Annotated in this window: 14 protein-coding genes; 3 read left to right on the plus strand and 11 right to left on the minus strand. The window is 67.1% G+C overall.

What is annotated here, in order from left to right; translation table 11 throughout:
- Positions 1-132: 132 nt before the first annotated feature.
- From eutB to doeA, 10 genes are all read right to left on the minus strand, one after another.
- Positions 133-1125: a hydroxyectoine utilization dehydratase EutB gene (gene eutB / locus QLQ83_RS07830; protein ID WP_282734951.1), complete on the minus strand. Its 993-nt coding sequence runs from the start codon at positions 1123-1125 to the stop codon at positions 133-135.
- A 92-nt stretch (positions 1126-1217) separates the two neighbouring features.
- Positions 1218-2645, minus strand: coding sequence for an aspartate aminotransferase family protein (locus QLQ83_RS07835; protein ID WP_282734952.1), 1428 nt, complete (start codon positions 2643-2645; stop codon positions 1218-1220).
- A 69-nt stretch (positions 2646-2714) separates the two neighbouring features.
- Positions 2715-4196: an NAD-dependent succinate-semialdehyde dehydrogenase gene (locus tag QLQ83_RS07840; protein ID WP_282734953.1), complete on the minus strand. Its 1482-nt coding sequence runs from the start codon at positions 4194-4196 to the stop codon at positions 2715-2717.
- Positions 4197-4420: 224 nt separating this feature from the next.
- Positions 4421-7204, minus strand: a complete 2784-nt coding sequence (locus QLQ83_RS07845; protein WP_282734954.1) for an aminotransferase class I/II-fold pyridoxal phosphate-dependent enzyme — start codon at positions 7202-7204, stop codon at positions 4421-4423.
- 57 nt (positions 7205-7261) lie between these two features.
- The gene (locus QLQ83_RS07850; protein ID WP_282734955.1) at positions 7262-8260 is read right to left on the minus strand and encodes a C45 family autoproteolytic acyltransferase/hydolase; all 999 of its coding nucleotides are present in this window, start codon (positions 8258-8260) and stop codon (positions 7262-7264) included.
- A gap of 47 nt (positions 8261-8307) precedes the next feature.
- Entirely contained in the window at positions 8308-9891 is a 1584-nt protein-coding gene (locus tag QLQ83_RS07855) for a biotin carboxylase (protein WP_282734956.1), read from the minus strand.
- Positions 9892-9930: 39 nt separating this feature from the next.
- Positions 9931-10800, minus strand: a complete 870-nt coding sequence (locus tag QLQ83_RS07860) for a carbon-nitrogen hydrolase family protein (protein WP_282734957.1) — start codon at positions 10798-10800, stop codon at positions 9931-9933.
- 187 nt (positions 10801-10987) lie between these two features.
- Positions 10988-11461, minus strand: coding sequence for an Lrp/AsnC family transcriptional regulator (locus QLQ83_RS07865; protein WP_282734976.1), 474 nt, complete (start codon positions 11459-11461; stop codon positions 10988-10990).
- A gap of 16 nt (positions 11462-11477) precedes the next feature.
- Positions 11478-12491 carry a N(2)-acetyl-L-2,4-diaminobutanoate deacetylase DoeB gene (gene doeB / locus QLQ83_RS07870; protein ID WP_282734958.1) on the minus strand — a complete coding sequence of 338 codons (1014 nt, stop codon included), beginning with the start codon at positions 12489-12491 and terminating at the stop codon, positions 11478-11480.
- A gap of 148 nt (positions 12492-12639) precedes the next feature.
- A complete protein-coding gene (doeA, locus tag QLQ83_RS07875; protein WP_282734959.1) occupies positions 12640-13839 on the minus strand; it encodes an ectoine hydrolase DoeA in 1200 nt (399 codons plus the stop codon).
- Positions 13840-14111: 272 nt separating this feature from the next.
- Here doeA and QLQ83_RS07880 point away from each other — a divergent pair, with 272 nt between their 5' ends.
- From QLQ83_RS07880 to QLQ83_RS07890, 3 genes are all read left to right on the plus strand, one after another.
- Positions 14112-15047, plus strand: coding sequence for a 2-hydroxyacid dehydrogenase (locus QLQ83_RS07880; RefSeq protein ID WP_282734960.1), 936 nt, complete (start codon positions 14112-14114; stop codon positions 15045-15047).
- A 79-nt stretch (positions 15048-15126) separates the two neighbouring features.
- Complete coding sequence (locus QLQ83_RS07885) at positions 15127-15693, plus strand: nicotinamidase (RefSeq protein ID WP_282734961.1); 567 nt, start codon at positions 15127-15129, stop codon at positions 15691-15693.
- Positions 15690-17036, plus strand: a complete 1347-nt coding sequence (locus QLQ83_RS07890) for a nicotinate phosphoribosyltransferase (RefSeq protein ID WP_282734962.1) — start codon at positions 15690-15692, stop codon at positions 17034-17036. The genes QLQ83_RS07885 and QLQ83_RS07890 overlap by 4 nt, the downstream gene beginning before the upstream one ends.
- Before the next feature lie 103 nt (positions 17037-17139).
- Here the strand turns inward: QLQ83_RS07890 and yghU are convergent, their stop codons facing one another.
- The gene (yghU, locus tag QLQ83_RS07895; protein WP_282734963.1) at positions 17140-18003 is read right to left on the minus strand and encodes a glutathione-dependent disulfide-bond oxidoreductase; all 864 of its coding nucleotides are present in this window, start codon (positions 18001-18003) and stop codon (positions 17140-17142) included.
- Positions 18004-18098 lie beyond the last annotated feature (95 nt).

Here is an 18098-nt window from a genome sequence, read left to right on the forward strand (position 1 = left end):
CAAGGAGCAAGGAGCAAGGAGCAAGGAGCAAGGAGCAAGGAGCAAGGAGCAAGGAGCAAGGAGCAAGGAGCAAGGAGCAAGGTGGAGGATACCTGGGGAGAAGCGATGGACAAGGGGGGGGAGCCTTGGCGCTTATCGTCCGGCCAGGGCGCGTGCCCGGTCCAGGGTCGAGAGCGAGACCGCGTTGCCGGAAAGGATCAGCGCCACGCGCTGGCCGCGCACATCCAGGCCATGCTCCTCGATGGCCGCCAGACCCACGGCGGCGGCGCCCTCTACCAGGCGCTTCTCCTGCTCGAGGATATCGACCATGGCCGCGGCGATGGCACGCTCGGAGACCTGGAGATGGTCGTCCATCACCTCGCGCACCAGTCGGAGGGTGCTGCGGTTGTCGCGCCCGATGCCGCCGCCCAGGGAGTCGCCCAGGCTCTCGACCTCCTCGACTTCCACTGGATGGCCGGCCTTGAGGCTCTCCCACATGGCCGCGCCACGGGACAGGCTCACCCCGGTGACCCGGCAGGCGGGACGAATCGCCTTCACGGCCGCGCCGATGCCGCCCAGCAGGCCGCCGCCGGAGAGCCCGACGATGACCCGGTCCAGGTCGGGGCAGTCCTCCATGAGCTCGAGGCCGATGGTGCCCTGCCCGGCCACGACCCGCGGGTCGTCGAAGGGCGGAATCAGGGTCATGCCGCGCTCGCTCACCAGTCGCTCGACCTCGGAGAACGCCTCGTCCTGGCTGGCGCCGACGCGTCGCACCTCGCCACCCAGCGCCTCGATGGCGGCGACCTTGTTGGCCGGCACCAGCCGCGAGAGACAGACCAGCGCCGGCACGCCCAGCCGCGAGGCGGCGTGCGCCACCGCGCGGCCGTGGTTGCCGGTGGAGGCCGTCACCACCCCGGCCGACAGCGCCTCGCGGCCGCGGTCCTCGATCAGCGCGGCGAGCATGTTGACGGCGCCGCGCAGCTTGAAGGCCCCGGTGGGCTGGCAGGTCTCGAGCTTGAGCAGGATGTCGGCATCGAAGCGCGCCGACAGCGACGCCGAGCGCTCCAGCGGCGTGCGCACCGCCTCGCCGGCGATGCGCCGACGCGCCTGGTAGAGCATCTCCAGGCAGACACCGTGATCGTGCATCCTCTCCTCCACGCCAACGGCGTCGCCGCGGGACGGCCCGCGACGACGCGCCTTGCTTACGGCCTCCGGGAGGCCGGGGATCGGGCAGGCCGTCAGGCGACCGTGTCCGCCACCGCCTTGATGGCGCCCTCGCGGACCAGTTCGTCCAGCACCACGTCCACGGCGCGACGGGCCCGCGCGACGATCTCGTCGACCTCCTCGCGAGTGGTGGTCAGCGGCGGCGCGAAGCCCAGGATATCCCCCTGGGGCATGGCGCGGGCGATCAGGTTCTCCTGCATCGCCGCGGCGGCGATGCGCGGGCCGACCTTCAGCACCGGGTCGAAGGCCGCGCGACGGCTCGGGTCGGCGGCGAACTCCAGGGCTGCCAACATGCCCACGCCGCGCACGTTGCCGACGATGGGGTGGTCGCCAAAGGCGGCCTGCATCTGCTGCTGCAGGTAGGCGCCGGTCTCGGCGGCATTCTCGGTCAGCCCCTCGCGCTCGATGATCGCCAGGTTGGCCAGGCCCGCGGCGCAGCCCAGGGCATGCCCGGAGTAGGTCCAGCCGTGGCCGATCGGGCCATACTCCCCGGTCCCCTGCTCCAGCACCTGCCACACGCGATCGCCGACGATCACGCCGGAGAGCGGCTGGTAGGCGCTGGTCAGGCCCTTGGCCACGGTGATCAGGTCGGGCCTGATGCCGTAGAAGTGGCTGCCGAAGTCGGCGCCGATGCGCCCGAAGCCGCAGACGACCTCGTCGGCGATCAGCAGCACGTCATACCTGGCCAGCACCGCCTGGATCTCGGCCCAGTAGCCCTCCGGTGGCGGCACGATGCCGCCGGTACCGAGCACCGGCTCGCCGATGAAGGCAGCCACGGTGTCGGGTCCCTCGGCCAGGATCATCTCCTCGAGCCTGGTCGCGCAGTGCCTCGAGAACTCCCGCTCGCTCATGCCCTCGAGCTCCGCGGCCCGCTGGTAGTAGAACGGCGCCTCGGTGTGACGGATGGTGTCGATGGGCAGGTCGAAGTGGTCATGGAACGCCTTGAGGCCGGTCAGCGAGCCGGAGGCGATGCCGGAGCCGTGGTAGCCGCGCATCCGCGAGATGACCTTCTTCTTCTGCGGCAGTCCGCGCACGTTGTTGTAGTAGCGCACGATCTTGAGCTGGGTCTCGTTGGCATCACTGCCGGACATGCCGTAGTAGACCTTGGACATGCCGGGGCCGGCGAGCTCGAGGATCTTCTCCGACAAGGCGATCTGCGGCTCGTTGGAGTGCCCCACATAGGTGTGGTAGTAGGACATCTTGAGGGCCTGCTCGTAGATGGCCTCGGCCACCTCGGTGCGGCCGTAGCCGATGTTGACGCAGTAGAGGCCGGCGAAGCCGTCGATGAACTCGCGGCCATCCTTGTCGACGACATGGATCCCCTTGCCGCCGGTGATCACGCGGCCCGGCGCGTCGCCATGGGCGAAGTCGCGCAGGTGGGTGGAGGCATGGAAGGTCACCTTGCGGTCGCGCGCGATCAGGTCCTGGTGCTGCTGGTTCATCTCGTTCTCTCTTCTCTCGTGCTCCCCGGCATCCTGCCGGGGAGAAGGTTCATCGATGGGGCCGGGGAATCAGCTGCCGGAGACCGAACCGAGGGCACCGAGGCAGTAGTACTTGGTCTCCAGGTACTCGTCGATGCCGGTCACCCCGCCCTCGCGGCCGAGGCCGGAGTGCTTGACGCCGCCGAAGGGCACGGGCGGGCCGGTCATCTTCACCGAATTCACCGAGACCATGCCGAACTCCAGCGCCCGCATGATCTTCCAGATGCGGCGGATGTCGTGGGTGTAGATATAGGCCGCCAGGCCGTACTCGGTGTCGTTGGCCATCTCGATGACCTGGTCATCGTCGGCGTAGGCGGTGATGCCGGCCACCGGGGCGAAGCTCTCCTCGTGCCAGATCTTCATGTCGTGGGTCACGCCCGTGAGCAGCACCGGCATGAAGAAGTTCTCGCCCGGCGCCTGGCTCTGATCGCCGGCCACCAGGGTGGCGCCCTTGGAGATGGCGTCGTCGACGATGGCCGCGGCCTTCTCCACCGCCTGGCGATGGATCAGCGGCCCCAGGTCGATCTCGCTCTCCAGGCCGTTGCCCACGGTCAGCGCCGCCATGCGCTCGGCGAAGTGTCCGACGAAGGCGTCGTGGATCGACTCGTGGACCAGGATGCGGTCCGCAGCGAGGCAGTCCTGGCCGGCGGTCTGGAACTTGGCCGCCACCGCGGCGAAGGCCGCCTCCCGGGGATCCATGTCCGGCCCGACGATGAACGGCGCGTTGCCACCGAGTTCCAGGGAGACACGCTTGACGGTGTTGGCACACTGCTCCAGCAGCAGCCGGCCCACCCGGGTGGAGCCGGTGAAGGAGAGCGCCTTGACCCGGTCCTCGGCACACAGGATCCGCGATACCTCGGGCGGGTCGCCCAGCACCACGTTGAACACCCCGGCCGGTATGCCGGCGCGCTCGGCGAGCTCCGCCAGTGCCAGCGCCGAGAACGGCGTCTCGCCGGCCGGCTTGACGATCACCGTGCAGCCGGCGGCCATGGCGGCGGCGGCCTTGCGGGTGATCATCGCCAGCGGGAAGTTCCACGGGGTGATCAGCGCGGCGATGCCCACCGGCTCCTTGATCGTACCCAGCGCCGCGTTGGGGATGTGACTGGGGATGGTCTCGCCGAAAGTGCGCTTGCCCTCCTCGGCGAACCATCGCACGAAGCTGGCCCCATACTCCACCTCGCCACGGGCGTCGGGCAGCGGCTTGCCCTGCTCCAGGGTCATGAGGGTGGCGAGGTCCTCGCGATGGGCCTGCAGCAGGTCATACCAGGCCAGCAGCCGCTCGCACCGCTCGTCGGCGCGCAGCGCGCGCCAGTGCACGAAGGCGGCCTCGGCGGCATCCACCGCCGCGGTGATCTGGTGGGCCTCCAGCCAGGGAATGTGCCCCAGCGCCTCGCCGGTGGCCGGGTCGAACACGGCCTCCTCGCGGCCGCCCTCGCCATGGGTCCACTTGCCGTCGACATAGGCGTACTGACGGAACAGGCGCGGATCGCTGAGCTTGCTGGACAGAGTCATGCTGTACCTCTCCTGACGCACCAGCCGTATCGAGATTGTCGGGCCGGTGTGGAAAAAAACGGGCGAGCCGCCTGTTCGGCAGGGCGGCTCGATGGTGTCAGGATAGGGGATTCGGCAGGACGGGACTTTTCGTTACGAGGGACAGGCGGCACAGGATTTTTTGTCCTGTGCCGGAAACGTGCGGTTTTTTCTGTGGAGCGGCGACGGGCGGGCGCGAGGGGCCGTCACCCCGCCGGCGGGTTGCGCAGTGCCTCCTCGGTGAAGACCAGCAGGCCGAGCTCCGGGCGATAGCCGTGGATCTCGGTGACATCCAGGGCCTGCAGGAAATAGAGGATCTCCTCGCTGACCACCTGCCCCGGGACCAGCACCGGGAAGCCCGGCGGGTAGGGGATCACGAAGCTCGCCGAGACCACGTCGCGGCCGCTGCGCATCTGGGCCTGGAGTTCGCCGTTGTCGAAGCGCAGGTACTCGGTGTTCTCGTCGTCGTAGCTGAGGAAATAGGCTTGACGGATGTCACCCTCCGGGGTGTTGCCGTCGGGGTCGGGGCGGAAGGCCGCGTGGAAGCGGCTGAAGTCGGGCAGCGGCGGCAGCTCCTTGGTCAGCGAGTGGACCCGGTTCTCGATGATCTTGCGCTCCGGCCGGCTGCTCTCCTCCCAGCGATACTCGAACTCCTTGGCCAGCTTGAGCAGCACGTCGAGCAGGTAGGCGATGGAGCCCCGCGTGGTGCCGATGTTGGTCATGAACAGCACGGTGTTGCGCGAGGTCTTGTTGATCTGGATCCCGTACTTGTTCATGAGGTATTCGTTCTTGAAGGTATCGCCGTCGATGCCCGTGGCGCCGATGGCGATGGTGATGCGGCTGGGGTCGACGACGAACTCGTCATTGGCCCAGGCCTCCTCCATCTTGTTCCAGCCGGTGACCGGGTCGTAGAAGGTCTCGACTCCCGACTGCCGATACTCCAGCGGCACCATGTCCTTGTTGACCAGCACCCGGAAGTACTTCTGCAGCAGCGGGTGGGTATAGAGCTGCTCGCGCAGCGACAGTGCGGCCTCCACCTGGGCGTGGACCAGCTCGAAGCCCTCCATCTCGGCCTGCATGCGCCCCACGTCCAGCGAGGCGATGATCTGGTAGTTGGGCGAGGTAGAGGTATGGGTCATGTAGGCCTCGTGGAACGGCGCCTCGACCTTCTGGCGATAGTCCTGGTCCCAGACGTGGATCATCGACCCCTGGCGCAGCGAGGTCAGGGTCTTGTGGGTGGAGTGGGTGGCATAGGCCCGGATGCGCACCGCGTCGGGGTCGGGCAGCAGACGCCGGTCGAGCCAGGTGGCATCGTCATCGGGGTCGAGGGCGTCGAACTCGGCCTTCCAGGCGTCGTACTCCTCGCGATAGGCCTCGCTGCGGTAGCGATCACGCAGGGTGCGGGCGGCATGCATGGCGGTGCGCGGCCGGTAGGTGGGGTTGAAACCGGCGAAGGCGAACCACGCCTCGTCCCACAGGAAGACCAGGTCGGGCTTGATCGCCAGGCACTCCTCCATCACCCGGCGCACGTTGTAGACCACGCCGTCGAAGGTGCAGTTGGTCAGCAGCAGCATCTTGACCTTGTGCAGCTGGCCCGAGCGCTTGTACTCGAGCAGGGTCTTCTTGATCTCCTTGAGCGGCACCGCCCCGTACATCGAGTAGTCGTCGAGCGGGTAGGAATCCAGATAGCTGACGTGGGCGCCGGCCAGCACCATGCCGTAGTGGTGCGACTTGTGGCAGTCGCGGTCGATCAGCACGATGTCGCGCGGCTTGATCAGCGCCTGCACCACGATCTTGTTGGCGGTGGAGGTGCCGTTGGTGACGAAGAAGCTCTGCCGTGCACCGAACGCCCGGGCGGCATACTCCTGGGCCTTCTTGATCGGCCCGTAGGGCTGTAGCAACGAGTCCAGCCCACCGGAGGTGGCCGAGGTCTCGGCGAGGAAGATGTTGATGCCGTAGAAATCGATCATCTGCCCGGCCCAGTGGGAGCGGGTGATCGACTTGCCCCGCGAGATGGGCATGGCATGGAAGACCCCGGTGGGCTTCTTGCTGTACTCGCGCAGGGCATCGAAGAAGGGCGTGCGATAGCGGTTGTCGATGGCACGCAGGATGGTGTGGTGCTGCTCGATGTAGTCCGTCTCGCGGTAGAAGATGCGATTGAAGTGTCGGATATCGCGACTCGCCGTGGCCTCCACGTCACCGCTGGTGACCAGGAACTGGTCGATCTCGGGGCGCAGCTCGTGGATCATGGTGCTCAGCAGGATGCTGCGCTCGGCCTCGGACTGGTGTTCCAGGGACTGCTCGGAGAGCCCCTCGAGGTAGCTGCGCAGGGCGCTGAGGTTGTACTTCGACTTGTAGGGGAACTCGTAGCGGATCAGGCAGGCCTGGATGTTGGGATTGACCAGCACCGCGATCAGCGCATCCTCGAAGCTGCGCACCGTGACCACGTCATAGACGAAGCGGTCCTCGGGACGACGCATGTTGTGGAAGGCCTCACGAACCACCTCCTCTTCCGGGGCCGAGAGGTTGTCGACGATCAGCAGCTCGAAGTAGGGCTGGGCCGAGCTGTTCGACGCCGGGTGCCCGCGACGCAGCTGCGCCAGGGCATCGAGGGTCTCGAGGTCCTCGGCATCGGCATCGGTCTCGGAGAGATCGACGTGACGCCGCCGGTAGGACTCGCTGATCAGCGCGCGCACCAGGCGCCTGACCACCTTCTCCAGCAACCCGTACTCCTCGCGGTCGAACAGCGACCAGAGATGACGGAAGTCCTCCTTGGAGGGGAAGGCGTGGTAGTCCTCGATGATCTCGAGCCGCGTCAGCTTGACGTCGACCGCCTTGACCAGGTTCTTGGCGCGGCCCTCGTCGTCCAGGCGCACCAGCCGCCCGAGGTCACGTTTCAGCGCATTCCAGGTGTCGGCACGCAGCTGGGAGATCTTGTGGTAGAAGCCCAGGGCGGTATAGGGCGTCTCGGTAGGACTCGTCTCTTGCATGGCAACACCCATCCTTGCTCTTGTTGTCGAGGGGGACCGATCGTTCGGTACGCCGGGTCAGCGGCTGTGCAGCCCGCGGGTGCCGTAGCGCACGGTGATTCGCTCCTCGGGAAAGTCGTCGAAACTCAGGTCCAGGTTCATGCCCGGCCAATGGAACTGGGCTCGCCCCGACCGCGGGCGGTAGACCGCGGTATAGACGGTCCCCAGGCCGCGTCGGTAGTCGTGGCGGAACAGTGGCGGGGCCGAGAAGGCCGCGATCAGCCGCTCCTCGGTAGTGGCCTCGTCATCCACCAGGATCGATAGCTGGCGCTCGCGAATCAGGGTCTCCGAGGCCAGCGCATGGGCATACCACTCGATCTTCTTCTGGTGGTTGGTGGCCACCGGCACGCGGCGGATGCTGGCGCGGCGATCGGGGCCGATCATCGCCGTCACATAGCGTCCGGCAGCATCGGCCACGGTGATGTTGTAGGCCATGTGGGTCGGCACCCGGGCCAGCACCTCGGCCGCCTCGGGCACGCTGTCGCAGAACTCCAGCAGGTAGCGCAGGATGATCGGCGCGCCGAAGCCCTCACCGACCGCCTTGCGTCCGCCGAAGGCCAGAGACACGGCGAGACCGCGGTCATTCATGCCATCGAGCACGCCCCACAGGCAATCGGACATGGCGATCACCCGCCGCTCGTTCCAGTGCGTGTAGAGGATCGTGCCCTCGCACAGTTCCGGCGGGTAATCGTAATTGCGTGCCAGCACCGTAGAGGAGGGACTGGCGAGCACCGCCTGGGAGCAGCCGGTGATATAGGGCGGCGGCTGGAAGAGACTCAGGAAGCGCGCGGCCAGGTCACCGCCACCGGCCAGGTCGCAGAGGGCGCGATAGGTCGGCAGCAGCTCCGGCATGTGCCGGCGCAGGGCGTTGTAGCAGGCGAGATACCCCGGCCGCTCGCGCTCCCCCTCGCTGAGGTACCACTGCTCGTAGGCCGGCCAGTGGTACTCGAACAGCGCCTGCCACCGGGCGCCGGCCTTGGCCTCGTGCACGGTGCGGAAATCGAGCATCTTGTCCATGTCGGCCGCAGGCACCTCCCGGGGCGAAAGGGAAACGGTCCCGGAACTCACAGGATCTTGAAGTTGCCGCCGCCGACGGCATGACTGACGGCGACCTCCTCCACCACCGGGTCCTGCAGCGACTGGCCGGCGTACTGGCCACGGATGCCGTCGATCCAAGCCTTGGCGCGCTCGTTGAGCTGGAAGTCGTCGTCCATCAGCCGCCCACGGGTGATCAGGATACCGAGATCCGCCCCCTCGTAGCGGAAGTCGCCCGCGCCGCTGATGCGCAGGAAGAAGCCCTCGCTGTCGTTCTCGGCGGCATGGGGATGGTAGCTGTAATGGTCATAGCTGACGCTGCCGTCACCGGCCATCTTCCACACGCCGGTGCGTGGTGCCTGGGTGAGCAGATCGACGCTCTCGTCGGTATGCTTGATCACCAGCTGGCTCCAGCTGTCGACACTGTCGGGGTGCGACCAGCGCTCGTTGATCTCGTTGATGTCGAGGTCGAAGTCGACGTCCGAGAACTCCAGCAGATGGAAGAGGAACAGCGGGATGTCGGAGTGGGCGAAGGCCGCCACGTTGGTCAGCGAGCTGGCCCCGGTGACCCGCGGATTGAGCTCGCCGAGATAGACCTCGCCGTTGTCCATGTCGATCAGGAAGTCGAGCTCGAAGTAGCCGCGGTAGCCCTCCTCGCGCAGCGCCTCGCCGAACTTGAAGGTGTACTCCCGGGCCTTGTCGCGGATCTCCTGAGTGAAGGCGCCGGCGAACATCTCGTTGCCGCACCAGCCACCCTTGTAGGGGGTCAGCGACTTGAAGCCCACCAGCTCGGTCATCAGCGGACCGACCACGGTGCCACAGCGGGTCGCACAGGCCTCGATGGCCGAGCCGCGGCAGTTGATGCGCTTCATGATCTTGACCTCGGACTCGGCCTCGATCTCCTCGGCGTGCTTGTAGTAGTCGTCCTCGCTGGCGATGAAGAAGGTGGTGTGGCCGGAGTCACCGAAGGCGGTCTGCACCACCAGGTCGTTACCCAGGTCCTTGCTCACTTCGCAGAGTTCCTGATAGCTGCCGACCCTGGCCAGCACGTTAGGCACGCTGGGCACGCCGGCCTTGTTGCCGATGCGCACCGTCTCGATCTTGTTGTCCATGCGTTGACGCAGCGTCGCCGGGGGAAATGCCACCCGCAGCCCGAGCTGCTGGCAGACCTCCTCGGTGTGCTCGTCGAACATCAGGAAGGCGGCCACGCCGGCGTTCTCGCCATCCGAGCGCGACTGGATGAAGTCGATCACCTCCTTGTGCTCGAGGAGGTAGTTGTTGATGTCCTCGATACTCTCGAAATCGCGGGGGAACTTCTCCTTGGGCACGAAGACGTTGCGCTGCTGCCCCTCGAAGCAGTCGATGTAGTTGATATGTCGGAAATTTCCGACCCAGTCGCCGATCCCCAGCAGGTTGAAATTGGTGGCCGAGATGAAATAGATCGGCTCCTGGTTGTTGAGGAAGTGGCGGCGGACATCGGCAATGGTTGTTATTTTGCTCATCGTGGTCGCTCCATCGGTGACGGGGGAGGCGCCGGGCGCCTGGTGCGCGGCCGGGGCCGCCGGGGAATTGCGGAACAGGCGGCGCAGCAGTCGAATCAGTGGCTCCAGCATGAAGTCTTCCTCTTCACTGCACCGCCCGAAGGCAAGGGATCAGTACTCCTCGATGTCGGCGCGCAGCGGCTTCTGCAACGGGCCGAGCGTGTCGAGGAAGGGGGTCGAGCCGCTTTCGCTACGATAAAGCGAGAAGTCGACGGACCGCTCGCGAAAGCTCTTGAGCGGCTGGCCGAGGCCGCGCAGGCCGGTCTCGCGCTCGCGGCGCACGCGGTTCAGGTCGACCTCGATGGGCATGACCTCCTCGCCGGTGCCGGCCTGATGGATGACATCACCGGAGGGGCCGACCACGATGGAGCGGCCGTTGCCGATGGCGCCGGCGCCGTTGATATCGAAGAAGTAGCACTGGTTCACCGCGGCATTGGTGCGGGCAATGGACAGCTCGATATCGCGGTCGATGGTGTCGGTCATGGTCGGGTGAAGGATCACTTCGGCGCCCATGGCGGCCAGGGTACGGGTGGTCTCGGGGAACCACATGTCGTAGCAGATCGAGACACCGAAGCGGGCGACGTTGGGCACATCGAAGGTGACGAACTCGCTGCCGCTCTCCACGCCTGCCTCATAGGGCCGGAAGGGGAACATCTTGCGGTAGCGCGCCACCACCTGGCCGTGGGGGTTGATCACCGAGAGGGTGTTGAAGACACCGTCGTCGGTCTGCTCGAACATCGAGCCGGGGATCAGCCAGATACGATGCTGCTCGGCGATCTGGCAGAACAGGGCTTCGGCGCTGCTGGGCATCGTCTGGGCATGGTGCGGCGAGGCCCCCATGGGCATCAGTTCGCTGAACAGGACCATCTGCACCTGGGGGAAACGGCTCATCAGCACGTCGATCCGGTGGCGCATGGCCTCGGTGTTGTCTCCATGGTGCAGGGCGTGCATCTGCACCCCGGCAATCGTGAAATAGGACATCTTGGTCTCTCTGCGTCAGGCGATCTCGGAAACTTCCAGGGCGCTGTCGAACACGGACCGGCACCATCGGGAGCATGCCGGCGGGATCGCCCGGCAGGGTGAACCTCGGCTCACCCACCTGTCACCAACTTATGCCACAAGGGCCGCGGTGACATCAACGCTGAACTTTCGCTCGACCGGAAAGACGTCAGGCCAGTTCGTCGGGCGAGAAGCCCGGGGCGGGACGTTTCACCGTCTTGGTGACGATATAGGTGAAGTAGCGTTCGATGCCGGCCTCCCCGGTCAGCCAGGCATCCATCAGCCGCTGGTAGGCATCGATGGAGTCGGTCTCGAACTTGATCAGGTAATCGACGCCTCCGCCCACGGCCACGCACTCGGTGACCTCGGGCGTGGCGTGGACCAGCGCCTCGAAGCGAGAGAAGCTATCGGCGTTATGGGCCTTGAGCTCGACCTGCACCCATACCGGCGTGCGCTTGATCAGCGCCGCGGCATTGATGCGGGCACTGTAGCCCTCGATGATGCCGGCCTTCTCGAGTCGGCGAACTCGCTCCCAGCAGGGGCTGACCGAGAGGTTGATCGCCTCGGCCAGCTTCGACTTGGTAATACGTCCGTCCCGGGAGAGGATCTCGAGGATCTTCAGGTCATAGCGGTCCAGTTTCATCGTGATGCCGGCCGCCTCATCCCAGGGAGTCGACGACATCGGCGATCACCGCGATGGTGTCGCCCATGTTGACCAGCGCCGGATGGCGCCGTGCCGCCAGCACCCCGCTGCGCCCGGCGTGGTACGCCACCGGGGGAGTGCCGCTGCGGGTCATGTCGTAGACCCGGGCCACCACTTCGCCCTTCTCGACCCGCTCGCCCAGCGCGAAGGCCAGCTCCAGCACGCCGGCGTGCTCGCTCTGCACGTAGCAGCTGGCATCGGGCATGTCGAGATAGACCTGGGGCGCGTCGGGCATCTCCACCTCGCCGGCCATCAGGCCGTAGTGGATCAGGAAGTTGCGCACGCCACGCTCGGTGATCGCCATGCTCTCCGGCGTGGAGGTGCCGCCGCCGCCGAGCTCGGTGGCCACGAAGACCTTGCCCTGGCTCTCCACCGCGGTGTCGAACAGCGCCGCGGCATCGAGCTCGAACATCATCATGGCGTAGGGGGCGCCGAAGGCCTTGGCGCCTTCCAGGGCCTGGCGCTGCTGCTCGGCATCCTCCAGCACGTGCGAGGCGCCGAAGGGGATGATGTCCAGGGTGCGCCCACCGGAGTGCAGGTCGAGCACCACGTCGCACATCGGCACCATCACCCGGGTGAAGTAGTCGGCGATCTTCTCGGTCACGCTTCCATCCGGATCGCCGGGGAAGCTGCGGTTGAGGTTGCCGCCATCGAGGCCCGAGGTGCGCTTGCCGGCCATCACCGCCGGCTGGTTCATGCAGGGCACGATGATCACCCGGCCGCTGACCTCCTCGGCCTTGAGTGAACTCGACAGCTTGAGCAGCGAGGTGATGCCCTCGTACTCGTCGCCGTGGTTGCCGCCGGTCAGCAGCGCCGTGGGCCCCTCACCGTTCTTGATCACGGTGACGGGGATCATCACCGCCCCCCAGGCGGAGTCGTCCACCGAGATCGGCAGCTTGAGGAAGCCGTGCTGGACGCCGTCGGCTTCGAAGTCGACGGTGGCGCTGATCGGGCTGGGACGCTTGGTCATGGTATGAAACTCCTTGTTCTCGTGTGGCATGGGCATCATGGCTTCCACGCCACTCGGGGCTGATCTGGCGGCAGATTCTTAATTCCCTCTACGATCTGCCCCCAGCGCCCCTCGTTACTTGTTGAAGCAGGCCAACCTTGCTGAAAGTTCAGCGCACGAAGAGCTGGCGCGGGAAGTCGGCCAGGGTCTCGCAGCCGGTCTCGGTGATCAGGATGCTCTCGGTGATCTCCAGCCCCCAGTCGTCCTCCCACAGGCCGGGCATGAAGTGGAAGGTCATGCCGGGCTGCAGGATGGTGTCGTCCGAGGGGCGCAGGCTCATGGTTCGCTCGCCCCAGTCCGGGGGATAGCTGATGCCGATGGGGTAGCCGCAGCGCGCGCCGCCGCGGTCGAAGCCGTACTTGTCCATGGCCGCGCCCAGCGCCATGGCGATGTCCGCGGTGCGGTTGCCGGGCTTGGCCACCGCCAGGCCATTCTCGATGCCCTCGAGCAGCGCCGATTCGGCGCGCACGAACTCCTGGGGCGGCCTGCCCAGGAAGACCGTCCGCGACATCGGCGCATGGTAGCGCTTGAAGACTCCGGCGATCTCGAAGAAGGTGCCCTCCCCCTCGCGGAACGGCGTGTCGTCCCAGGTCAGGTGGGGGGCGGCGGCATCACTGCCGGTGGGCAGCATGGGCACGATGGCGGGATAGTCGCCACCGTAGATCTTGCCCTGCGCGTCCCGCCAGCCCTCAATGCCGACGCGGTAGATCTCCGAGACCAGCTTGCTCTTGGGCAGGCCCGGTTCGATCACCTCGAGGATCCGCGTGTGCATGCCCTCGACGATCTTCGCCGCCACGCGCATGTACTCGATCTCCTGGGGGGACTTGACCGCGCGACACCAGTTGACCAGGGCGTTGGCATCCATGAAGCGCGCATGGGGCAACTCGCGCAGCAGGCACTGGTAGGCCTTGGCCGAGAAGTAGTAGTTGTCCATCTCCATGCCCACCACGCCCTCGTGCCAGCCGCGGTCGGGCAGGATGGTCTGGGCGAGGTAGTCCATGGGATGCATGTCCGGATTCTGCACGTAGTAATCCGGGTAGTAGGTGATGTTGTCCGGATCGATCCAGCAGGTCCGCAGGGCGCCGTTGGCGTCCATGCGTCGGCCGTACCACACCGGTTCACCCTCCAGGCCCACGAGCACGCATTGGTGTACGTAGAAGGACCAGCCGTCGTAGCCGGTCAACCAGGCCATGTTGGAGGGGTCGCTGACGATCAGCACGTCGATACCACGGCTGGCCATCTCGGCACGCACCTTCCACAGGCGGGTCGCATATTCCTCACGAGTGAAGGGCAGGGAAACCTGGATCATGAAGCCACTCGCCATCGCATCATCAAGAAAATCGGCCCTCTCTGCTGCGAGAAGGCCGGGCCGGGGGGCCGCATCACCATCGCAGCACCGGGGCCGCCGCATGGGCGCCGCGGGCATTCCGGCGGTCGCTCGGTTCCCCTGGATGGAGGTTACTGCCAACCCATGGTGGGCGGTCAAGCATTTCCTGGCGACCCGCCACGGAGGCCGCATGACGCTTGTCCGGACAGGGCCGCACTCCCATGATGGACCTGAGTGCAGAGAGAGGAGACAACATGAAGGTTCTCGTACATATCGACGACGCCGAGCAGTGGCGGGATGCCCTGGCCAGGCGCCTGCCGCAGGCCGAGGTGTTCACCAGCAGCGCCCCGGCCGAGAAGCGGCGTGAGGCGGACTACCTGGCAGCGTGGAAACCCTCCGCCGAGCTGCTCGGCGAGCCCGAGCGGCTCAAGGGCATCGTCAACCTCGGCGCCGGGGTCGACGCCCTGCTGGGCAATCCGGGGCTTCCCGAGGGCGTGCCCATCGTCAAGCTGCGCGACGCCGGCATGGCCGAGCTGATCGGTGACTACGTGCGCTACGGCATCCTGCACTTCCAGCGTGACTTCGACCGCTACCGCCGCCAGCAGGCGCGCCGCGACTGGCGCGAGCATGCGGTGGTCGACAAGGCCGACTGGCCGGTGGGCGTGCTGGGCCTCGGTGCCATCGGGGCGAAGGTCGCCGCCATGGTGGCCGCCGACGGCTTCCCGGTGCATGGCTGGAGCCGCTCGCCCAGGTCGCTCGACGGCATCACCTGTCACCATGGCGACGCGGGACTCGATGAGCTGCTCGGCCAGGTCAGAAGCCTGGTGCTGCTGCTGCCGGACACCCCCGCGACGCGCCATGTCATCGACGCGGCCGCCCTGGCGAGGCTCCCCGAGGGCGCCAGCCTGATCAATCCGGGGCGCGGGTCGCTGATCGACGAGGCCGCCCTGCTCGATGCCCTGGGCGAGGGGGAGACGGAGGGCCGGCTGCGCGGGGCTCTGCTCGACGCCTTCCCCGAGGAGCCGTTGCCCGGCGCAAGCCCGCTCTGGTCGCATCCGCGGGTCTGGGTCACCCCCCACATGGCCGGCCCGACCCCATTGGGCGAGGCGCTGGACCAGGTGGCCGAGGCCCTTCTCGCCTTCGAGGCGGGGGAAGCCCTCGACACCGTCGACCCCGAGGCCGGTTATTGAACCGTCCCCCTACAACACGCATCAAGAAGGCCTTACGCTGGTCAGAGAAGACACCCAACGACCTCGAAGGAGGTGCGTGATGACCATGAAGGTGAACTACGGCTCCCACGACGCGCTGCTCGTCGTGGACATGCAGAACGATTTCTGCGAGGGCGGTGCACTGGCCGTCGAGGGCGGCGCGGCTCTGGTTCCCGGCATCAACGCCGAGATCGAGGCGGCCCAAGCGGCCGGCGCCCTGGTGGTCGCCTCCCGGGACTGGCACCCCGTCGACCACGTGAGCTTCTCGCATCGCGGTGGCCCCTGGCCGGTGCACTGCGTGCAGGACACCGAGGGCGCCGCCTTCCACCCCGACCTGGCCCTTCCCGATGACGCCATCCGCGTCAGCAAGGCCACCGCCTTCGATGCCGACGCCTATTCCGCCTTCGACGGCACCGGACTCGGCGGCTACCTCAAGGAGAAGGGGATCGCGCGGGTGATCGTCTGCGGCCTGGCGCTGGATGTCTGTGTCCATGCCACGGTACTGGCAGCCAGTCGGGAAGGCTTTACCACCCTATTGCTGGAGGAGCTATCCGCCGCGGTCGACCCCGATGCCATCGAGGCGTGCCACCGTGACTTCGAGGAAGCCGGTATCGAGGTGCGCGCATGAGCGAGCCGATTCCCCTGCAGGTCGAGGAGGGCGAGCTGGCCCTGCTCACCGACCTCTACCAGCTGACCATGACCCAGGCCTACTGGAAAGAATCGATGCAGGAGCGGGCCACCTTCAGCCTCTTCTTCCGCAAGATGCCCCCGGCCCGCCGCTTCATGCTGGCCTGCGGGCAGCAGCATGCCGCGGCGCTGCTCAGCCGGCTGCGCTTCGGCGACACGGCCCTCGAGCGCCTCGCCGGCACCGGCCTGTTCGACCCGGGCTTCCTCGACTGGCTGGGCGACTGGCGCTTCGAGGGCGACATCTGGACCCTTCCCGAGGGCACGCCGGTGTTTGCCAACGAGCCGCTGCTGGAAGTGGACGCGCCCATCGCCCAGGCCCAGCTGCTCGAGAGCCTGGTGATGAACCTGGTGCAGCTGGAAACGGTGCTCGCCTCCAAGGCGGTGCGCATCGTGATGGCCGCCCGGGGCCGCCCGGTGGTGGATTTCGGGATGCGCCGCATGCACGGCGTGGACGCCGCGGTGCGGGGGGTCCGGGCCTACCGCAGCGCGGGGCTGGCCGGGACCAGCAACGTGCTCGGCGGCCTGCGCCACGACCTGGCGATCAATGGCACCATGGCCCACAGCTATATCCTGGCCCACGACAACGAGCAGGAAGCCTTCCGTGCCTTCGCCCGCCACTATCCCGGCACCACCCTGCTGGTGGACACCCATGACACCCTGGAAGGGGTGCGCAAGGTGATCGAGATCATGCGCGAGGAGCCCGAGGTCGGCGTCAAGGCCATCCGACTCGACTCCGGCGACCTGGGCGAACTGGCGAAGGGCGCACGCGCGCTGCTCGACGAGGCCGGACACGAGGAGATCACCATCGTCGCCAGCAGCGGCCTCGACGAGTACCAGATCGCGGCGCTGCTCGAGGACGGCGCCCCCATCGATGCCTTCGGCGTCGGCACCCAGATGGGCGTCTCGGCGGATGCCCCGGTGATCGACCTCTCCTACAAGCTGGTGGAGTACGCCGGCACCCCGCGGGTCAAGCACTCGCCGGGCAAGATCAACCTGCCCTGCCGCAAGCAGCTCTATCGCCGTCGGGACGATCGAGGCCGCTACGTCGGCGACGTCATCGCCCTGCGTGACGAGACCATCGATGCCGGAGAGCCGCTGCTGCGCCCGCTGGTCCGGGCGGGTCGGCTGGATGATGGCGAGATGGCCAGAGCCGATGAGGCACGCGAGCGGGTCACGGCCGCCCTCGAGCGCTTCCCCGAGGACGTCAGGCGGCTCGCGGAGGGCGAGAGCGACTACCCGGTCACGCTCAGCCCGGCACTCGAGCAGCTGCAGTCGAAGGCCTGACGCTCCACCTTGCGGGGGCGGGCAACGCGGGAATGCGAGAGGGGCACATCGCCAGCGATGTGCCCCTCTTGCGTCGTGTCGCCAGGTCTTGCCGGTGGCGCCGTCACATCTTGTCCTGGGTCCGGGTCTCGAAGTCGCTGGCCGAGTGGCGCTCGTGCAACTGCTCGGAGCGCTCCCCCCAGGTACGGTTGACCATGCGTCCGCGCTTGACCGCCGGCCGCTCGGCGATGCGCCTCGCCCAGCGCTGCACGTTGGGGTACTCGTCGACGGCCAGGAACTCCCCCGCATCATAGAGCAGCCCCTGGACCAGCAAGCCATACCAAGGATAGATGGCCATGTCGGCGATGGTGTAGTCGTTGCCCGCGATGTAGGCCCGCTCGGCCAGCTGGCGGTCGAGCACGTCGAGCTGCCGCTTGGTCTCCATGGTGTAGCGGTCGATGGGGTACTCGAGCGGTTCCGGCGCATAGGCGTAGAAGTGGCCGAACCCGCCACCGACGAAGGGGGCCGCCCCCATCTGCCAGAACAGCCAGTTGAGGGTCTCGGTCCGTCCGGCGTGATCCTCGGGCAGGAAGGCGCCGAACGTCTCGGCCAGGTAGAGCAGGATCGCGCCGGATTCGAACACCCGGATCGGTGGCTCGGTGGTGTGGTCCATCAGCGCCGGGATCTTGGAATTGGGGTTGACCGCAACGAAACCGCTGGAGAACTGCTCGCCCTCGCCGATGCGGATCGGCCAGGCGTCGTACTCGGCACCCTCGTGCCCCAGCGCCAGCAGCTCCTCGAGCATGATGGTCGCCTTCACGCCGTTGGGCGTGGCCAGGGAGTAGAGCTGCAGCGGATGCTGGCCGACGGGCAGTTCCCGGTCGTGGGTCGGTCCGGCCACGGGGCGGTTGATGCTGGCGAACTGGCCGCCGCTCTCGCGTTCCCATCGCCAGACGCGTGGCGGCTGATAGGCGGTATCGTCACTCATGGGCATGCTCCTGTGCCGAAAGGCAATCGGGTGTCCTGACAGGCCCCGGGAGGCACCCGCAGGGCCTCGCCGGGCTTTCCAGCGGCGGGCCGGGC

Source organism: Halomonas rhizosphaerae, assembly GCF_030010555.1.
GTDB classification, from domain to species: Bacteria; Pseudomonadota; Gammaproteobacteria; order Pseudomonadales; family Halomonadaceae; genus Halomonas; species Halomonas rhizosphaerae.

What these genes read in the sequence shown, in the direction of transcription:
- eutB (WP_282734951.1), bottom strand. Translation starts at nt 1,125, where the DNA reads ATGCACGATCACGGTGTCTGCCTGGAGATGCTCTACCAGGCGCGTCGG.
- QLQ83_RS07835 (WP_282734952.1), bottom strand. Translation starts at nt 2,645, where the DNA reads ATGAACCAGCAGCACCAGGACCTGATCGCGCGCGACCGCAAGGTGACC.
- QLQ83_RS07840 (WP_282734953.1), bottom strand. Translation starts at nt 4,196, where the DNA reads ATGACTCTGTCCAGCAAGCTCAGCGATCCGCGCCTGTTCCGTCAGTAC.
- QLQ83_RS07845 (WP_282734954.1), bottom strand. Translation starts at nt 7,204, where the DNA reads ATGCAAGAGACGAGTCCTACCGAGACGCCCTATACCGCCCTGGGCTTC.
- QLQ83_RS07850 (WP_282734955.1), bottom strand. Translation starts at nt 8,260, where the DNA reads ATGGACAAGATGCTCGATTTCCGCACCGTGCACGAGGCCAAGGCCGGC.
- QLQ83_RS07855 (WP_282734956.1), bottom strand. Translation starts at nt 9,891, where the DNA reads ATGCTGGAGCCACTGATTCGACTGCTGCGCCGCCTGTTCCGCAATTCC.
- QLQ83_RS07860 (WP_282734957.1), bottom strand. Translation starts at nt 10,800, where the DNA reads ATGTCCTATTTCACGATTGCCGGGGTGCAGATGCACGCCCTGCACCAT.
- QLQ83_RS07865 (WP_282734976.1), bottom strand. Translation starts at nt 11,461, where the DNA reads ATGAAACTGGACCGCTATGACCTGAAGATCCTCGAGATCCTCTCCCGG.
- doeB (WP_282734958.1), bottom strand. Translation starts at nt 12,491, where the DNA reads ATGACCAAGCGTCCCAGCCCGATCAGCGCCACCGTCGACTTCGAAGCC.
- doeA (WP_282734959.1), bottom strand. Translation starts at nt 13,839, where the DNA reads ATGATCCAGGTTTCCCTGCCCTTCACTCGTGAGGAATATGCGACCCGC.
- QLQ83_RS07880 (WP_282734960.1), top strand. Translation starts at nt 14,112, where the DNA reads ATGAAGGTTCTCGTACATATCGACGACGCCGAGCAGTGGCGGGATGCC.
- QLQ83_RS07885 (WP_282734961.1), top strand. Translation starts at nt 15,127, where the DNA reads ATGACCATGAAGGTGAACTACGGCTCCCACGACGCGCTGCTCGTCGTG.
- QLQ83_RS07890 (WP_282734962.1), top strand. Translation starts at nt 15,690, where the DNA reads ATGAGCGAGCCGATTCCCCTGCAGGTCGAGGAGGGCGAGCTGGCCCTG.
- yghU (WP_282734963.1), bottom strand. Translation starts at nt 18,003, where the DNA reads ATGAGTGACGATACCGCCTATCAGCCGCCACGCGTCTGGCGATGGGAA.